This window comes from Pseudogemmobacter faecipullorum (assembly GCF_020539525.1).
GTDB lineage: Bacteria > Pseudomonadota > Alphaproteobacteria > Rhodobacterales > Rhodobacteraceae > Pseudogemmobacter > Pseudogemmobacter faecipullorum.
On record NZ_JACDXX010000004.1, the window covers coordinates 16,681 to 32,945 of the forward strand.

The window sequence follows — 16,265 nt, forward strand, 5'->3', positions numbered from 1 at the left end:
GTCCGACCTGAGCACCTCCCATCCTTCAGTCCTACCGACCCACGCCGCTCAGCGTTAGTTTCGTACAGGTTTCATCATGATCGAACGTCTCAATCTCTCGGATCTTAAGGCGAAAACGCCGGCTGACCTCCTCGCCATGGCTGAGGAATGGGAGATCGAGAATGCGCCTTCGATGCGCAAAGGCGAAATGATGTTCCAGATCCTGAAGGAACATGCGGAAGAGGGCTATGAGATCGGTGGAGACGGCGTCCTGGAGGTTCTTCAGGACGGTTTTGGCTTCCTGCGCAGCCCAGAGGCCAACTATCTCCCAGGTCCGGATGATATCTATGTCTCGCCCGATATGATCCGGCAGTTTTCGCTGCGGACCGGGGATTCCATCGAGGGTGTGATCAAGGCACCTTTCGAGAATGAGCGCTATTTCAGCCTGGTGAAGGCCACCCGGATCAATTTCGACGATCCCGAAAAGGCCAAGCACAAGGTGCATTTCGACAACCTGACGCCGCTCTATCCGAATGAGCGGCTGAAGATGGAAGTCGAGGATCCGACCATCAAAGACCGTTCCGCGCGGATCATCGACCTGGTGGCTCCGATTGGTAAAGGCCAGCGGGCGCTGATCGTGGCGCCGCCGCGCACCGGGAAAACCGTGCTGCTGCAGAATATTGCCCGCTCGATCGCTGAGAACCATCCTGAGTGCTATCTGATCGTGCTGCTGATCGATGAGCGCCCCGAGGAGGTGACCGATATGCAGCGCTCGGTGAAGGGCGAGGTGATTTCCTCGACCTTCGACGAGCCTGCGACCCGTCACGTCGCGGTCTCGGAAATGGTGATCGAAAAGGCCAAGCGCCTGGTCGAGCATAAGCGAGATGTTGTGATCCTGCTCGACTCGATCACAAGACTTGGACGAGCCTTCAACACTGTGGTGCCGAGCTCGGGTAAAGTGCTTACCGGTGGTGTAGATGCCAATGCTTTGCAGCGCCCGAAGCGCTTCTTCGGTGCGGCGCGCAATATCGAGGAAGGTGGCTCGCTGACCATCATCGCCACCGCGCTGATCGATACCGGTTCGCGCATGGACGAGGTGATCTTTGAGGAATTCAAAGGCACCGGTAACAGCGAAATCGTGCTGGATCGTAAGGTTGCCGATAAACGCGTCTTCCCGGCCATGGATATTCTGAAATCGGGCACCCGGAAAGAAGATCTGCTGGTCGATAAGTCGGATCTGCAGAAGACCTATGTGCTGCGTCGTATTCTGAACCCGATGGGCACGACCGATGCGATTGAATTCCTGATCGGCAAGCTGAAACAAACCAAGTCGAACAGTGATTTCTTCGACTCGATGAACGCCTGACCTGGCGCGGCGAGGGTGCAATGGGGGAAACCATTTATGCCAGCGCGACCGCTCGCGGTCGGGCCGGGGTCGCAATAATTCGGGTTTCCGGAAGTAGTGCGCACCAGGTTTGCGCGCTGCTTTGTGGTTCTGTCCCTGCGCCTCGCCAGGCCGCTCTTCGCAACATCTCGTGGAACGGTGAGATTCTTGATCAATCACTGGTATTGATCTTTGGCGAAGGCGCCAGCTTTACCGGCGAAGATGTCGCTGAATTTCAGATCCATGGCGGTATCGCTGTTGTCTCAGCGGTGTTGCGGGCGATTTCCGAGACCGGCCTGGCGCGGCTGGCTGAACCTGGCGAGTTCACCCGCCGTGCTTTCGACAATGGTATGCTGGACCTGACCCAGGTAGAGGGGCTGGCCGATCTGATTGATGCTGAGACCGAGGCGCAGCGGAAACAGGCGCTGCGCACTTTGTCGGGCGAGATTGGCAAACGGGTTGAGCAATGGCGCGCCAGGCTGATCCGTGCGGCCGCGCTGATCGAGGCCACCATCGACTTTGCCGATGAGGATGTTCCGGTCGATGTCACCCCGGAAGTCAGCGAAATTCTGACCACTCTCCTGGCCGAACTGGAGCGGGAAGCGGCGGCGATAGGCGCGGCCGAGCGTATCCGCGAAGGCTTTGAGGTGGCGATTGTCGGCGCGCCCAATGCTGGAAAATCAACCCTGCTGAACCGCCTGGCCGGACGCGAGGCTGCGATTACTTCGGAAATTGCCGGTACCACGCGTGATGTGATTGAGGTTCGTATGGATCTCGCCGGCTATGCGGTGACCTTGCTTGATACAGCTGGGCTACGCCAGGGCGAAGACCCGATCGAGCGCGAAGGCATCCGCCGGGCAGTGGCCAGGGCCGAGGCTGCGGATTTGCGGATTTTCCTCGGTCCACCAGAGGGTTACCTGGATCCTGCGCCAGGTGATATCCTGGCGCAGGGCAAGGCTGACCTGGGAAATACCGGCGGGCTGGCGGTTTCTGGCCTGACGGGTCAGGGCATTGAGCAGCTTTTGCAGCAGCTTGCAGAGCAGCTCTCGGAAAAGGTTGCGGGCGCTGGTATCATGGTGCGCGAGCGGCATCGCCTGGCCCTGGGCCTGGGGATTGAGTCGATTCGCCAGGTTTTGCTGATGCTGCGCCAGGACTATCTGGCGGAAATCCTGGCGGAAGAGCTGCGCAATGCGCTGCGTGCCCTTGATGTTCTGGTGGGGCGCATCGATGTAGACGAGTTGCTGGGCGAAATTTTCTCCAGTTTCTGTATCGGGAAGTGATGGGGTTTCACGTGAAACATTTCGATGTCATCGTGGTGGGCGGCGGCCATGCCGGGGCCGATGCGGCTGCGGCTTCGGCGCGGATGGGGGCAAAGACCGCGCTCCTGACCATGCGCGCCGATACTGTGGGGGTGATGTCCTGTAATCCGGCGATCGGCGGCCTGGGCAAGGGTCATCTTGTTCGTGAAGTCGATGCGATGGACGGCATCATGGGCCGGGCCGGCGATATGGGCGGGATTCAGTTCCGGCTGTTGAACCGCCGCAAGGGCCCGGCGGTGCAGGGGCCACGGACCCAGGCCGACCGGCGTTTGTACCGCGAGGCTGTGCAGGGTCTGCTTGCCTCCCAGGTAAACCTGGAGATCCTCGAGGGCGAAGCCTCTGAGCTTATCCTTGAGGGCGATCGGGTAACGGGTCTGCGCCTGATCGACGGATCAGAGATTAAAGCCCTGGCCGTAGTGTTGACGACCGGAACTTTCCTCAACGGGTTGATTCACGTTGGGGATCAAAGCCGTCCTGGCGGGCGGGTGGGCGACAAGGCCTCGGTAGCGCTTGGCCAGCAGATCCGCAGTCTGAACCTGGCGACAGGGCGGCTGAAAACCGGAACGCCGCCGCGCCTCGACGGCAAGAGCATCGACTGGTCGCGGCTTGAAATGCAGCCGGCGGATGATGAGCCGGTGATGTTGTCTTTCCTGAACCGCAAGCCGATTGCGCGTCAGATCTCCTGTGGCATCACGCATACTTCACGTGAAACACATGATATCATCCGCAACAATCTCAGCCGTTCTGCGATGTATGGCGGCCATATTGACGGCGTGGGCCCGCGCTACTGCCCCTCAATCGAAGATAAAGTGGTGCGTTTCGCCGATAAAGACAGCCACCAGGTCTTTCTTGAGCCCGAGGGGCTGGATGATGACACGGTGTATCCCAATGGCATTTCGACCTCTCTGCCGGTGGATGTGCAGGAAGCCTATGTCCGCACCATGCTGGGGCTTGAGAATGTCGTCATCACCCAGCCGGGCTATGCTATTGAATATGACTACCTCGATCCACGCGGTCTGAGGCCAACGCTTGAAAGCCGGACACTGCATGGGTTGTATCTGGCAGGGCAGATCAATGGCACAACCGGATATGAGGAAGCCGCAGCCCAGGGTATGGTTGCGGGTCTGAACGCGGCGGCAGCGGCTCAAGGCAGGGATCCCGTTACTTTCTCGCGTAGTGACAGCTATATCGGGGTGATGATCGATGATCTGATCACCCGCGGTGTGACCGAGCCCTATCGGATGTTCACTTCGCGCGCCGAATATCGCCTCTCGCTGCGCGCTGATAATGCCGATCAGCGGCTTACGCCGAAAGCGATCGAGCTGGGCTGCGTTTCCGAAAGCCGTATCGCTGCTTTTGGCGCTAAGATGGAAGCTCTGTCCCAGGTCACTCAGCTGCTGCAGGAAGCGCGCTTTACCCCTAAGGAGCTGGCAGTGGTCGGTGTAACGGTTAGTCAGGATGGCGCACGCCGTTCGGCCTGGCAGCTGATGTCGATGCCGGAATATGACCCATCTGTGCTGGACAGGCTGGTGCCGGAGCTGGCAGATCATCCGGCCGAAGCAAGAGAGCAGGCCGGGATCGAGGCGCTTTATGCACAATATGCCTCTCGTCAGGCCGCCGATGCCGAGGATTTGCGCAAGCATGAGGCGATGATCATTCCGGAAGGTTTTGATTATGCTGCATTATCTGGGTTGTCCTCGGAACTGACCGGAAAGTTGCAGCGTGTTAAGCCTGACTCTATTCAGCGGGCCCGACAGATCGAAGGCATGACGCCCGCAGCTACAATGCTGCTGATCGCGGCGCTGCGCAAACCCTCTGCACGTAAGGCAGGCTGACTGTGAATACCGATCTTTGGAATGAGCTGGGGGCATCTGCCACCGCTCTGCAAAAGCTTCAGGACTTTGCAGCTTTGGCTGAAAAGTGGACGAAGAAGATCAACCTTGTTTCACGTGGAACAATCGCTGAGATCTGGACGCGCCATATCGAGGATTCAGCGCATATCATGAAGCTCTCTCCCGATGCGCCGCAAATCTGGGCTGATTTTGGCTCGGGCGGTGGTTTTCCAGGGATAGTGGTGGCAACGCTTTTACAGGACAGGGCGCTGCCGACGCAGGTCATTCTGGTTGAATCTGACCAGAGAAAATCGGCTTTCCTGCGTGAAGCTTCGCGTCAGCTTGGGCTTTCGGTACAGGTTCGGGCCGAGCGGGCGGAACAGATCGCCGGGTTGAACGCAGATGTTATCTCTGCCCGTGCCCTGGCCTCGCTGGATATGCTATGCACAATTGTTGAGCGCCATATCGCGCCCAAAGGGATTGCGCTTTTTCCAAAAGGCGAAACCTGGGAGGAAGAAGTTGCCCAGGCCCGGAAAAATTGGCTGTTCGATCTGGAGGCCGCCGCCGATCCGGGGCATAAAGGGTCAGCCATCCTGAAACTGAGGAAACTGCGCCGTGCAAGCAGCGATGCCCGTAGCTGATACCGCTCCATTGGCAGCAGATCATAAGCCAGCCCATGTTATTGCTATTGCTAATCAAAAGGGCGGCGTAGGCAAGACGACCACGTCAATCAACCTGGCGGCGGCGCTGGCAGAAGCCGGTAAACGGGTGCTGTTGGTTGATCTGGATCCCCAGGGAAATGCCTCGACCGGGCTGGGGGTTCCCAGCAGTGATCGGCAGCTGACAACCTATGACCTTATCCTTTCGGATGGGCGGCCAGAGGCTGTTATCCGTCCCAGCAATGTCGAAAATCTCTGGATCAGCCCGGCCAATTCAGATCTGGCCTCTGCAGATATCGAATTGATATCAAACGAGAAAAGAAGCTTCCTTCTGCATGATGCGCTGCGCCATCCTGAAATTGAGGCGATGGGTTTCGATATCATTCTGATTGATTGCCCGCCTTCGCTTTCGCTGCTGACCGTGAATGCTCTGGTCGCCTCGCATGCTATTCTGGTCCCGCTTCAGGCCGAGTTTTATGCGCTGGAAGGCTTGTCGCAGCTGTTGCTGACGGTTCGGGATGTGCGTCGCTCCGCCAATCCTAATCTGCGGATTGAGGGCGTTCTTCTCACTATGTATGATGGTCGCAATAACCTGGCACAACAGGTAGAGAGTGACGCGCGTGAAAACCTGGGTGACATGGTTTTCCGTACGGTGATCCCGCGCAATGTGCGGCTGTCCGAAGCGCCTTCCTATGCGAAGCCGGTGACAGAATATGATCCGACATCAAAAGGGGCTGAGGCCTATCGTGCCCTGGCCCTGGAAATTTCTGAGAAACTGCAGCGGCCATAATCAATCATGAGGCAGAATATGGAACGCAAAGGGCTGGGACGTGGCTTGTCGGCTTTGATGTCGGATGTGAATCTGCGTCCGGAGAGTGAAGGGCCGCGCCGGGCAGATACGAAACTGCCGGTCGCCCGGCTGAAGCCAAATCCCAACCAGCCGCGCAAAGATTTTGATCAGTCCGCGCTTGAGGCCCTGGCGGAATCGCTGAAACAAAAGGGCGTTATTCAGCCGCTGGTGGTGCGTGCCGTCGGTGATTTTTATGAAATTGTGGCTGGTGAGCGCCGCTGGCGTGCGGCTCAGCTGGCGCGTTTGCACGAAGTTCCGGTGGTGATCCGGGAGCTGGACGACACCGAAGTTCTGGAAATTGCGATTATCGAGAATATTCAGAGGGAAGATCTGAACGCGATTGAAGAGGCCCTGGGCATTCGCCAGCTGATCGAACGCTTTGGACATACCCAGGAAAAAATCGCTGAGGCTCTGTCAAAAAGCCGGAGTCATGTAGCTAACCTTTTGAGGCTATTGAATCTTCCTGGTCCTGTTCAGCAGATGGTTCGCGACAGTGAATTGACTGCCGGTCACGCCAGAGCGCTGATCAATGCGCCTGATCCGCTGGCGCTTGCCCGCACGGTTGCTGAGCGTGGCCTTTCGGTGCGCGAAACCGAAAGGCTGATGAAGGATGTGAACGATCCGGGCCGTAGCGGTCGCGAGGGATCGCGGAACGTGCGCGCCGGCAGTCCGGGTGGTGATAAAGATGCCGATACCCGTGCGCTTGAGGGCGATCTGACGGCTCAGCTTGGTATGAGTGTGCAGATTGATCATCGGGGAAATGGGGGCACGGTGACGATTTCCTATCGTGACCTGGAAGAGCTTGATCAGCTTTGTCAGCTGCTCTCTTCCGGCCCGGCAGGAATGGCGCGCGAATAATCGCGCGCTTTCAATTGCTTATCCTGTTCAGGACAGTTCCAGGATAAGGCGGTTCAGCAGCAGCCGTCCTGTGCTAGTGGTGGCAATTCTGTCATCCCGGCGCATCAGCAGCCCTTGCTGCACGAAGTCATCGACCAGATTTTCTGAGAGCTGGCCACCAAGGGCATGATAGCGTGACAGCTGCATCCCTTCGCTGAGGCGCAGCGACATCATCAGATATTCGAGCGCCTGTGCTTCACGTGAAACAATCTCGCGTGGCTTTTCACCGCTTCCGGCCTGGCTCACGGCCCCGAGCCAGAGCTCAGGGGAGCGGTGGGTGTCGGTTGCATAGCGCTGGCCGTCTAATGTCAGCCTGCCATGTGCGCCCGGGCCTATACCCAGGTAGTCACCCATGCGCCAATACACCAGGTTGTGGCGAGATTCTGAGCCTTCTTTGGCGTAATTCGACACTTCATAATCCCGCAAGCTGTAATCAGCCACGGTTTCGGCGGTCAGCTCATACATATCAGCCGCCAGGTCTTCATCGGGAAGGCCGCGTAGCTTTCCGGCGTCGAACAGCTTTGCAAAAGCCGTGCCTTGTTCAATCGTCAGCTGATAAAGTGAGATGTGATCGGGACCACGCGACAGAACAGAGATCAGTTCCTCACGCCAGGAGGTCAGATCCTGTTCCTGGCGGGCATAGATCAAATCACATGATGTGCGGTCGAACAGGCTGCACGCCAGATCCAGGGCGGCCAGGCCCTCGGTGGCAGAATGCTGACGACCGAGGCGTTTCAGATCCAGGTCATTCAGGGCCTGGATACCCAGAGAAACACGGTTTACACCTGCCTGACGATAGCCCGCGAAACGCGAGGCTTCGACCGATGTCGGATTGGCTTCCAGGGTAACTTCCAGATCATTTGCCAGGCGCCAGTGCCGGGCCACACGGTCGAGTATGGCTCCGGTCACCGAGGGGTCCATCAGCGAAGGCGTGCCACCGCCAAAGAAAACCGAACGCAGAATACGGCCGCCGGTTTCTTCAGCCGCCCGGTCAAGCTCGGCCAGATAGGCATTTTGCCAGGCCTGCTGGTCGACAGAGGCCCGGACATGGCTGTTAAAATCACAATAGGGGCATTTCGCTTTGCAAAATGGCCAGTGGATATAGAGGGCGAAGCCGCCCTCCTGCCAGTCTCCGGGCCCGCTGAGTTTCACGTGAAACACTTCTTCATCATAGCAGCAACCGCTTTGCCGCGATGGCTGATGGCATTTTTTGCTTCGGCTGACATTTCAGCGAAAGTGGTTGAGTGATTATCGGGCTGGAACATCGGATCATAGCCATGACCCTCTGCACCGCGGCGCGGCCAGACCAGCTCACCGGCGCAGACTCCCTCGACGAATTCGTCCTGACCATCGGGCCAGGCCAGCACGAGCGTGCAGCGGAACTGCGCCAAGTGGGGCAGGGGTGCTGCCTTAACTTCAAGCGCTGCATGAGTTTTTTCCATGGCCATGCCAAAATCACGGCCATGCTCTGTCTCGGCCCAGTCAGCCGTATAGACCCCCGGCGCACCATCCAGCGCATCAACCGTCAGGCCTGAATCATCCGCCAGGGCGGGCAGGCCGGTGGCCTTCGCCGCAGCATGGGCCTTGATGCGGCAATTGCCAAGGAAGGTGGACTCGGTCTCTGCCGGCTCGGGAAGGTTCAGCTCACCGGCCGAAATGCAGGTGATGCCGAGCGGAGCAAGCAGGGCGGAAAACTCCTCGAGCTTGCCCTTGTTATGGGTCGCGATCACAAGGCGATCGCCGGTGAACTTGCGGCTCATGCGCTGACGGCCTGTTTCTGCGCGGCGACGAGCAGTTCCGTGCCTTTCATACCCAGCGACATCAGGGTCAACAATTCGTCGGTCGAGAAGGGCGCGCCCTCAGCCGAGGCCTGAATTTCGACCAGTTTCCCTTTGCCGGTGATGACAAAATTGCCATCGGTCCCGGCAGCAGAATCCTCATCATAATCAAGATCCAGGAGGGGTTGACCTGCATATATACCACATGAGATCGCTGCAACATGGTCAAGCAGCGGATCGCCGGTGACGATGCCCTTCTGCATCAGCCGGTTCATCGCCAGGCGCAAAGCCACCCAGCCGCCGGTGATTGCCGCGCAGCGGGTGCCACCATCGGCCTGGATCACATCGCAATCGACGGTGATCTGACGCTCACCAAGCGCCTGGCGGTCGACAACTGCGCGCAGCGAGCGGCCAATCAGACGCTGAATTTCCTGGGTGCGGCCCGATTGCTTGCCAGCAGCCGCCTCGCGGCGCGAACGCGTATGGGTGGAACGTGGCAGCATACCATATTCAGCAGTGACCCAGCCCATGCCGGTATTGCGCAGGAATGATGGGGGCTTATCCTCGATCGAGGCGGTGCAGAGCACATGCGTATTGCCCATTTTGATCAGGCAGGAGCCTTCAGCATGCAGGGAGACGCCGGTCTCGATGGAAATCGTACGAAGCTGATCGAGCGCTCTTCCTGAGGGCCGCATAATCTGTCCTTTCAGTGGATTCAGGTCAGATATGCGCCTGAGAGGCTGTGATGCAAGCCCGGAAGGCATTGCACCTGCGAGGCCGATTGACGCCGCGCGGCAATAGCCTTCTATTCTGCACAGAAGCGGGTTGTGAAACAGATGCCAGACAGAGCCAAAATTCTTACCGAGATGAGCGATCGCTCGCGCGAGGTTTTTCGGAGCGTGGTCGAAGGCTATCTCGCAACCGGAGAGCCGGTGGGCTCGCGTACGCTGACCCGCAGCCTGTCCGAGCAGATTTCGGCCGCGACCATTCGCAATGTGATGCAGGATCTGGAATATCTCGGCCTGCTGGGCAGCCCGCATGTCTCGGCGGGCAGGGTGCCGACGCAGCAGGGTTTGCGTTTGTTTGTCGATGGTTTCATGGAAATGGGCCGCGTCGATGCGGCGGATCGGGAACGCATTGATGCCTCGCTGGAAAGCGAGGATCAGGATGTCGGCGCGCTGCTCGATCATGTCTCCTCGGCTTTGTCCATTCTGACGCGGGGCGCCTCTATCGTGCTGTCGCCCAAACATGAGCAGGCGGCGATCCGGCATATTGAATTCGTCTCGCTCTCGGCGGACCGGGCGCTGGTGGTGCTGGTCTTCTCGGATGGCCAGGTCGAGAACCGGTTGTTCACCCCGCCGCCAGGCCAGACACCCTCATCGATGCGCGAAGCGGCGAATTTTCTCAATGCCATGGCTGAGGGGCGCACCCTGGCTGAGCTGCGGCTGCGGATCCGCGATGAAATCACGCTGCGCCGGCAGGAAATTGATTCGCTCTCGCGCGAACTGGTCGAGAGCGGCCTTGCGGTGTGGCAGAATGCGGGCCTGTCTTCTGAGCGGCTGATCGTGCATGGGCGCTCAAATCTGCTGGAAGGCGCGGCCGGCGAGGATGTGGACCGCATCCGCAGCCTGTTTGATGACCTTGAACGCAAGCGCGATATCGCCGAATTCCTCGAACTTGCCGAAGATGGCGATGGTGTACGCATTTTCATCGGCTCTGAGAACAAACTCTTTTCACTTTCGGGTTCAAGTCTGGTGGTTTCTCCCTATATGAACGCCGAGCGAAAGATTATTGGCGCCGTGGGCGTGATTGGCCCGACGCGACTGAATTACGGTCGCGTGGTGCCAATTGTCGATTACACGGCGCAACTCGTGGGGCGGATGATCTCCGACCGCGGAAGAAGCTGAGACCTGAAAGACGAGGAGTGATCATGGCGCAGGACAACAACGCTGCCCAGGATGCTGAACTGAATGCCGGAATGCCGGAACCTGAAGAGTTCCTGGCAGATGGCGAGATCGAAGCCCTGAAGGCCGAACGCGACGAATATCGCGATAAATTCATGCGCGCGCTCGCAGATGCCGAGAATTCGCGCAAGCGGTCCGATCGTGACCGTCGTGAGGCCGAGCAATATGGCGGGACGCGTCTCGCCCGCGATCTGCTGCCGGTTTATGACAACCTGAACCGCGCTCTGGCAGCGATCCCCGATGACAGCCGTGCGGCCTCTGCCGCGCTGATCGAGGGGGTCGAGCTGACCCTGCGCGAGCTGACCACGGTGATGAAGAAGCATGGCGTTGTGCCGGTTTCGCCGGCGATTGGCGATGTGTTTGACGCCAATCATCATGAGGCGATGTTTGAGGCCCCGGTGCCGGGCACCAAAGCCGGACAGATCATCCAGGTGATGACCGAGGGCTTCTTGCTGCATGATCGCCTGCTGCGCCCGGCCCAGGTCGGCGTTTCCTCGACCCCGGCCTGATGTCACGGGGGCGGTGCCCCCATGACATGCGGCTCTGAAAAACCGGCGGATCAGGTTTTCAGAGCTTTCAGCTCATAGAGCAGAGACAGAGCCCCGATTGGCGTCAGCTGATCGGGGTCTATTTCGGCCAGCCGGGCCTCAACCTGGCTCGGAGCCGCGGGGGTTACCGCCGTCGGGGGCGGGGCTGCGCGGAACAGCGGCAGATCATCAATCAGCGCCGTTGACTTTTTGCCCTGGCGATCGCCGCTTTCCAGCGCCTCCAGGATCACCCTCGCGCGCTCAATAACCGAGACCGGCAGACCGGCCAGCCGGGCCACCTGCACGCCGTAGCTGCGATCTGCGGCACCACGTTTCACCTCGTGCAGGAAGATCACCTCTCCTTGCCATTCCTTCACGCTGACGGTCGCATTCTCGACCCCGTCGAGCCGGGCCGAGAGCTGCGTCATCTCATGGTAATGGGTGGCGAACAGCGCCCGGCAGCGGTTGACATCATGCAGGTGCTCAAGCGTGGCCCAGGCGATAGAGAGCCCATCCCAGGTCGCGGTGCCGCGGCCGATCTCATCGAGGATGACCAGCGCCCGGTCATCGGCCTGGTTCAGGATGGCGGCGGTCTCAACCATCTCCACCATGAAGGTTGACCGGCCGCGCGCCAGGTCGTCTGAGGCACCAACACGGCTGAACAGCTGGCTGACAAGACCGATCCTGGCCGAGCTTGCCGGAACGAAACTTCCGGCCTGGGCCAGCAAGGCGATCAGCGCATTCTGGCGCAGGAAGGTGGATTTACCGGCCATATTCGGGCCGGTCAGCATCCAGATCGCCGGCGAGGCGCCGGTGGTCAGATCGCAGTCATTGGCGACAAAACTCTGGCCACCCTGGCGGCGCAGCGCGCGCTCAACCACAGGATGGCGGCCGCCGCGAATATCAAAGGCGCGGCTGTCGTCGACCACAGGGGCAACCCAGTCGCCTTCGGCCGCGAGGTCGGCGAAGGCTGCGCAGAGATCAATCTCGGCCAGAGCGCGGGCGGTGACGCCGATTGGCCCCGCCAGGTCCAGAATGGCGCGTTTCAGGCCTTCATAGTGACGCTTTTCCAGCTCCAGCGCATGGTTGGCGGCATTGAGAATTTTGCTTTCCAGCTCATTCAGCGCGAGGGTGGTAAAGCGGATCTGACTGGCGGTGCTCTGCCGGTGGATGAACAGATCCGGCCTCGCGCGCAGTTTTTCCTCATGGGTGGTGGTCACTTCGATGAAATAACCAAGCACGTTGTTATGTTTGATCTTCAGCGCCGGAACCCCGGCCAGTCCGGCATATTCCGCCTGCATCCCGGCGATAACACCGCGGCCCTCATCGCGCAGGCGGCGGGTTTCATCCAACTCGTCATCATAGCCAGCGGCGATAAACCCGCCATCGCGCGCCAGCAGCGGCGGCTCTGCCACCAGGGCCTGGTCGAGCTGATCGACCAGGGTTTCATGGCCGGTCAGCCCCTGCGCGGCCTGGCTGAGCAGCCTGGGAACCCCGCTTAGCCTGGCCGAGAGGCTGAGCGCCTGGGCCAGGCCATTGCGGATTGCCGCGAGATCGCGCGGCCCGCCCCGGTCAAGGGCCAGGCGGGACAAAGCGCGGTCAATATCGGGCACACGGCGCAGGCTGTCGCGCAGATCCTCGCGCAGGCGGCTTTCATCCAGCAGATGGGCCAGGGCCTCATGGCGCAGCCGGATCGTGGTCAGATCGCGTGAGGGGGAAGAGATCCTGCGCTCCAGCAGTCTGGCCCCGGCCGCGGTGGCCGTGCGGTCAATCGCCGCCAGCAGCGAGCCCTCGCGGCCGCCGGACAGGGCCTGGGTGATCTCGAGATTGCGCCGGGTCGAGGCATCGATCTGCACCGTGCCGCCGGCCATTTCCTTTACCGGGGCGCGCAGCAGCGGCAGATTTCCGCGCTGGGTCAGGTGCAGATAATCGACCAGCCCGCCCATAGCCGAAAGCTCGGCGCGGGAAAAACTGCCAAAACCTTCCAGCGAACCAACCTGCCAGAGCGCGGTGAGCCGCTTTTCGGCACCGCTGCTGTCGAAACTTGCCCGGGCCAGCGGGGTGGTTGCAGCCCCTGCCTCGGATCCCAGTTCGGCCAGCTCTGTCTCCAGATGATCGGGCACCAGCAATTCGCGCGGTGACAGCCGGGCCAGTTCTGGCCCCAGCCGCGACAGCGGGCAGGGCATGACCCGCAGCTCTCCGGTTGAGATATCGGTCCAGGCGAGCGCGCCCTCCTCGCGCAGCTCACTATAGGCGGCGAGGAAATTATGCCGCCGCGCTTCCAGCAGACTGTCCTCGGTCAGGGTGCCAGGCGTCACCAGCCGGACAACATCGCGCTTCACCACCGATTTATAGCCGCGCTTTTTCGCCTCGGCCGGATCTTCCAGCTGTTCGGCAATCGCCACCCGGAACCCCTTGCGGATCAGGGTCAGCAGATAGCCTTCGGCGGCATGAACCGGCACGCCACACATCGGGATCGGCTCGCCCTGATGAAAGCCGCGTTTGGTCAGCGCAATATCCAGCGCCTCGGCAGCATTCAGCGCATCCTGGAAGAACATCTCATAAAAGTCGCCCATCCGGTAAAACAGCAGCGCACCGGGATTGCGGTCCCTGATTTCAAGATATTGCGCCATCATCGGCGTGACGGTTTCGTCAGACATAACACCCCCGGATCAGAGGCCTGACCCTACAAAAGCCGGCGCATGACGGAAAGCCCGTCAAACGGGCTTTTATCGTCACAGGCAAGGGTCTATGACCCCTTTGCTTGCAAACAGGATGGCCCCCTGATGACCCGTTCGAAGACTACGCCTGAAGAGGCGCTTGCCTATCATTACGAGCCGCGCCCCGGTAAATATGACATTGTTGCCTCAAAACCGATGGCGACACAGCGCGATCTGTCGCTGGCTTATAGCCCTGGCGTGGCGGTGCCGGTTCAGGCGATCGCTGATGCCCCCGAGACCGCTTATGATTACACGGTCAAAGGCAATATGGTCGCGGTGATCTCGAACGGCACCGCCATTCTCGGCATGGGCAATCTTGGCGCGCTGGCATCAAAGCCGGTGATGGAAGGCAAGGCGGTTCTGTTCAAACGCTTCGCCGATGTGAATGCGATTGATATCGAACTCGACACTGAAGATGCCGATGAGATCATCAAAGCCGTCAAGCTGATGAGCCCGACCTTCGGCGGCATCAATCTCGAAGATATCAAGGCGCCTGAATGCTTTATCATTGAGCAGCGTCTGAAAGAGATCTGCGATATCCCGGTTTTCCATGATGACCAGCATGGCACGGCAGTGATCTGCGCCGCGGGTCTGCTGAACGCGCTCGAGATTTCGGGCAAGAAAATTCAGGATGTGAAAATCGTTCTGAATGGCGCCGGTGCCGCAGGGATCGCCTGTCTCGAGCTGATCAAATCGATGGGCGCGAAACATGACAATTGCATCATGTGCGATACTAAGGGTGTGATCTATCAGGGCCGCACCGAGGGGATGAACCAGTGGAAATCGGCCCATGCGGCAAAGACCACGGCGCGCAGCCTTGAAGAGGCGATGGCCGGCGCGGATGTCTTCCTCGGGGTTTCGGCCCGGGGCGCCCTGACCCAGGCGATGGTCGCGTCGATGGCGGATAATCCGGTGATTTTCGCTATGGCGAACCCCGACCCCGAGATCACCCCGGAAGAGGCACATGCGGTGCGCCCGGATGCGATCGTGGCCACCGGCCGTTCGGATTATCCGAACCAGGTCAATAATGTTCTGTGCTTCCCCTATCTGTTCCGCGGTGCGCTCGACATCAATGCCCGTGCGATCAATGAAGAGATGAAGATCGCCTGCGCCGAGGCCCTGGCCCAGCTGGCGCGCGAGGATGTGCCCGATGAGGTGGCGATGGTCTATGGCCGCAAGCTGTCCTTTGGCCGTGACTATATCATTCCGACGCCCTTCGATCCGCGTCTGATCTACCGCATCCCGGCTGCCGTGGCCAAAGCGGGGATGGATACCGGCGCGGCACGGCGGCCGATCATTGATATGAAGGCCTATGAGGCCAGCCTGAAAGCCCGGATGGATCCGACCGCTTCGGTGCTGGAGGGGCTGCATGCCCGTGCCCGCCAGGCCCAGGCCCGGATGATCTTCGCCGAAGGCGATGATCCGCGGGTGCTGCGGGCCGCCGTGACCTGGCAGCGCAGTGGCCTTGGCAAGGCGCTGGTGGTCGGGCGTGAGGCCGAGGTGAAGGAAAAGCTCGAGGCCGTCGGCCTCTCAGATGCGGTGCGCGAGCTGGAGGTGGTGAATGCCGCCAATACCCGACATCTCGACAGCTATAAAGACTTCCTCTACCAGCGCCTGCAGCGCCGGGGCCAGGACCGCCAGGACATTCATCGTCTCGCGGCGCGCGACCGTCATGTCTTTGCCTCGCTGATGCTGGCGCATGGCCATGGCGATGGTCTGGTGACCGGGGCAACCCGCAAATCGGCACATGTGCTTTCGGCGATCAATAATGTCTTTGATGCCACGGCGACCGATGGCGCGGTGGGGGTTACCGGTCTGCTGCATAATGGCCGGATCGTTTTCATCACCGATACCCTGGTGCATGAATGGCCCGAGCAGGAAGACCTGGCGACCATCGCCATCCGCGCAGCCGGTGTGGCGCGGAATATGGGGCTGGAGCCGCGGGTGGCCTTTGTCAGCTTCTCGACCTTTGGCTATCCGGTTTCGGAGCGGGCGACGAAGATGCATGAGGCGGTCACGGTCCTTGATAAGCGCGGCGTCGATTTCGAATATGATGGCGAGATGACCGTCGATGTGGCGCTCAACCCGGATCAGATGGCGGCCTATCCCTTCTGCCGCCTGACCGGCCCGGCGAATATCCTGGTGGTTCCGGCCCGGCATTCGGCCTCGATTTCGGTCAAGCTGATGCAGGAAATGGCCGGGGCAACGGTTATTGGCCCGATCCTTGCCGGGGTGAAAAAACCGATCCAGATCTGCTCCACCTCGGCTTCGGTGAATGACATTCTGAATATGGCGGTGATGGCGGCCTGCAAAGTGGGCTGATCCGGGCCATGCGCCAGGGTATCAATGATGAGAG

General features: G+C 60.0%; 13 protein-coding genes. 9 read left to right on the forward strand and 4 right to left on the reverse strand.

Annotation, left to right across the window (positions count from 1 at the left end; translation table 11 throughout):
* Positions 1 to 76: 76 nt before the first annotated feature.
* From rho to H0485_RS05330, 6 genes are read left to right on the forward strand one after another with little or no spacing between them, the layout of a single operon-like run.
* Positions 77 to 1,345, forward strand: a complete 1,269-nt coding sequence (gene rho / locus H0485_RS05305; protein ID WP_226934326.1) for a transcription termination factor Rho — start codon at positions 77 to 79, stop codon at positions 1,343 to 1,345.
* A gap of 20 nt (positions 1,346 to 1,365) precedes the next feature.
* Positions 1,366 to 2,643: a tRNA uridine-5-carboxymethylaminomethyl(34) synthesis GTPase MnmE gene (mnmE, locus tag H0485_RS05310; protein WP_226934327.1), complete on the forward strand. Its 1,278-nt coding sequence runs from the start codon at positions 1,366 to 1,368 to the stop codon at positions 2,641 to 2,643.
* An 11-nt stretch (positions 2,644 to 2,654) separates the two neighbouring features.
* Complete coding sequence (mnmG, locus tag H0485_RS05315; protein WP_226934328.1) at positions 2,655 to 4,517, forward strand: tRNA uridine-5-carboxymethylaminomethyl(34) synthesis enzyme MnmG; 1,863 nt, start codon at positions 2,655 to 2,657, stop codon at positions 4,515 to 4,517.
* Positions 4,518 to 4,519: 2 nt separating this feature from the next.
* On the forward strand, positions 4,520 to 5,155 hold the full coding sequence (gene rsmG, locus H0485_RS05320; RefSeq protein WP_226934329.1) for a 16S rRNA (guanine(527)-N(7))-methyltransferase RsmG: 636 nt from the start codon (positions 4,520 to 4,522) through the stop codon (positions 5,153 to 5,155).
* Positions 5,142 to 5,963 (forward strand): ParA family protein, encoded by an 822-nt coding sequence (locus H0485_RS05325; RefSeq protein WP_226934572.1) that lies wholly within the window; start codon positions 5,142 to 5,144, stop codon positions 5,961 to 5,963. Before rsmG ends, H0485_RS05325 begins: the two co-directional genes overlap by 14 nt.
* A 6-nt stretch (positions 5,964 to 5,969) precedes the next feature.
* Positions 5,970 to 6,881, forward strand: coding sequence for a ParB/RepB/Spo0J family partition protein (locus tag H0485_RS05330; RefSeq protein WP_226934330.1), 912 nt, complete (start codon positions 5,970 to 5,972; stop codon positions 6,879 to 6,881).
* A 27-nt stretch (positions 6,882 to 6,908) separates the two neighbouring features.
* Here H0485_RS05330 and hemW read toward each other — a convergent pair whose 3' ends face one another.
* The 3 genes from hemW to rph are packed head-to-tail and all read right to left on the reverse strand — an operon-like array spanning position 6,909 to position 9,393.
* A complete protein-coding gene (gene hemW, locus H0485_RS05335; RefSeq protein WP_226934331.1) occupies positions 6,909 to 8,072 on the reverse strand; it encodes a radical SAM family heme chaperone HemW in 1,164 nt (387 codons plus the stop codon).
* Entirely contained in the window at positions 8,069 to 8,680 is a 612-nt protein-coding gene (rdgB, locus tag H0485_RS05340) for an RdgB/HAM1 family non-canonical purine NTP pyrophosphatase (protein WP_226934332.1), read from the reverse strand. Before rdgB ends, hemW begins: the two co-directional genes overlap by 4 nt.
* Positions 8,677 to 9,393: a ribonuclease PH gene (rph, locus tag H0485_RS05345; protein ID WP_226934333.1), complete on the reverse strand. Its 717-nt coding sequence runs from the start codon at positions 9,391 to 9,393 to the stop codon at positions 8,677 to 8,679. Before rph ends, rdgB begins: the two co-directional genes overlap by 4 nt.
* 141 nt (positions 9,394 to 9,534) lie before the next feature.
* Here rph and hrcA point away from each other — a divergent pair, with 141 nt between their 5' ends.
* On the forward strand, positions 9,535 to 10,605 hold the full coding sequence (hrcA, locus tag H0485_RS05350; RefSeq protein WP_226934573.1) for a heat-inducible transcriptional repressor HrcA: 1,071 nt from the start codon (positions 9,535 to 9,537) through the stop codon (positions 10,603 to 10,605).
* A 23-nt stretch (positions 10,606 to 10,628) separates the two neighbouring features.
* Positions 10,629 to 11,171, forward strand: coding sequence for a nucleotide exchange factor GrpE (locus tag H0485_RS05355; RefSeq protein ID WP_435531482.1), 543 nt, complete (start codon positions 10,629 to 10,631; stop codon positions 11,169 to 11,171).
* A gap of 50 nt (positions 11,172 to 11,221) precedes the next feature.
* On the opposite strand, the gene mutS is transcribed toward H0485_RS05355, so the two are convergent.
* Positions 11,222 to 13,849 carry a DNA mismatch repair protein MutS gene (gene mutS / locus H0485_RS05360; RefSeq protein WP_226934334.1) on the reverse strand — a complete coding sequence of 876 codons (2,628 nt, stop codon included), beginning with the start codon at positions 13,847 to 13,849 and terminating at the stop codon, positions 11,222 to 11,224.
* Between the two features lie 126 nt (positions 13,850 to 13,975).
* Here mutS and H0485_RS05365 point away from each other — a divergent pair, with 126 nt between their 5' ends.
* Positions 13,976 to 16,231, forward strand: a complete 2,256-nt coding sequence (locus tag H0485_RS05365; RefSeq protein WP_226934335.1) for an NADP-dependent malic enzyme — start codon at positions 13,976 to 13,978, stop codon at positions 16,229 to 16,231.
* The last annotated feature ends 34 nt before the right edge of the window (positions 16,232 to 16,265 follow it).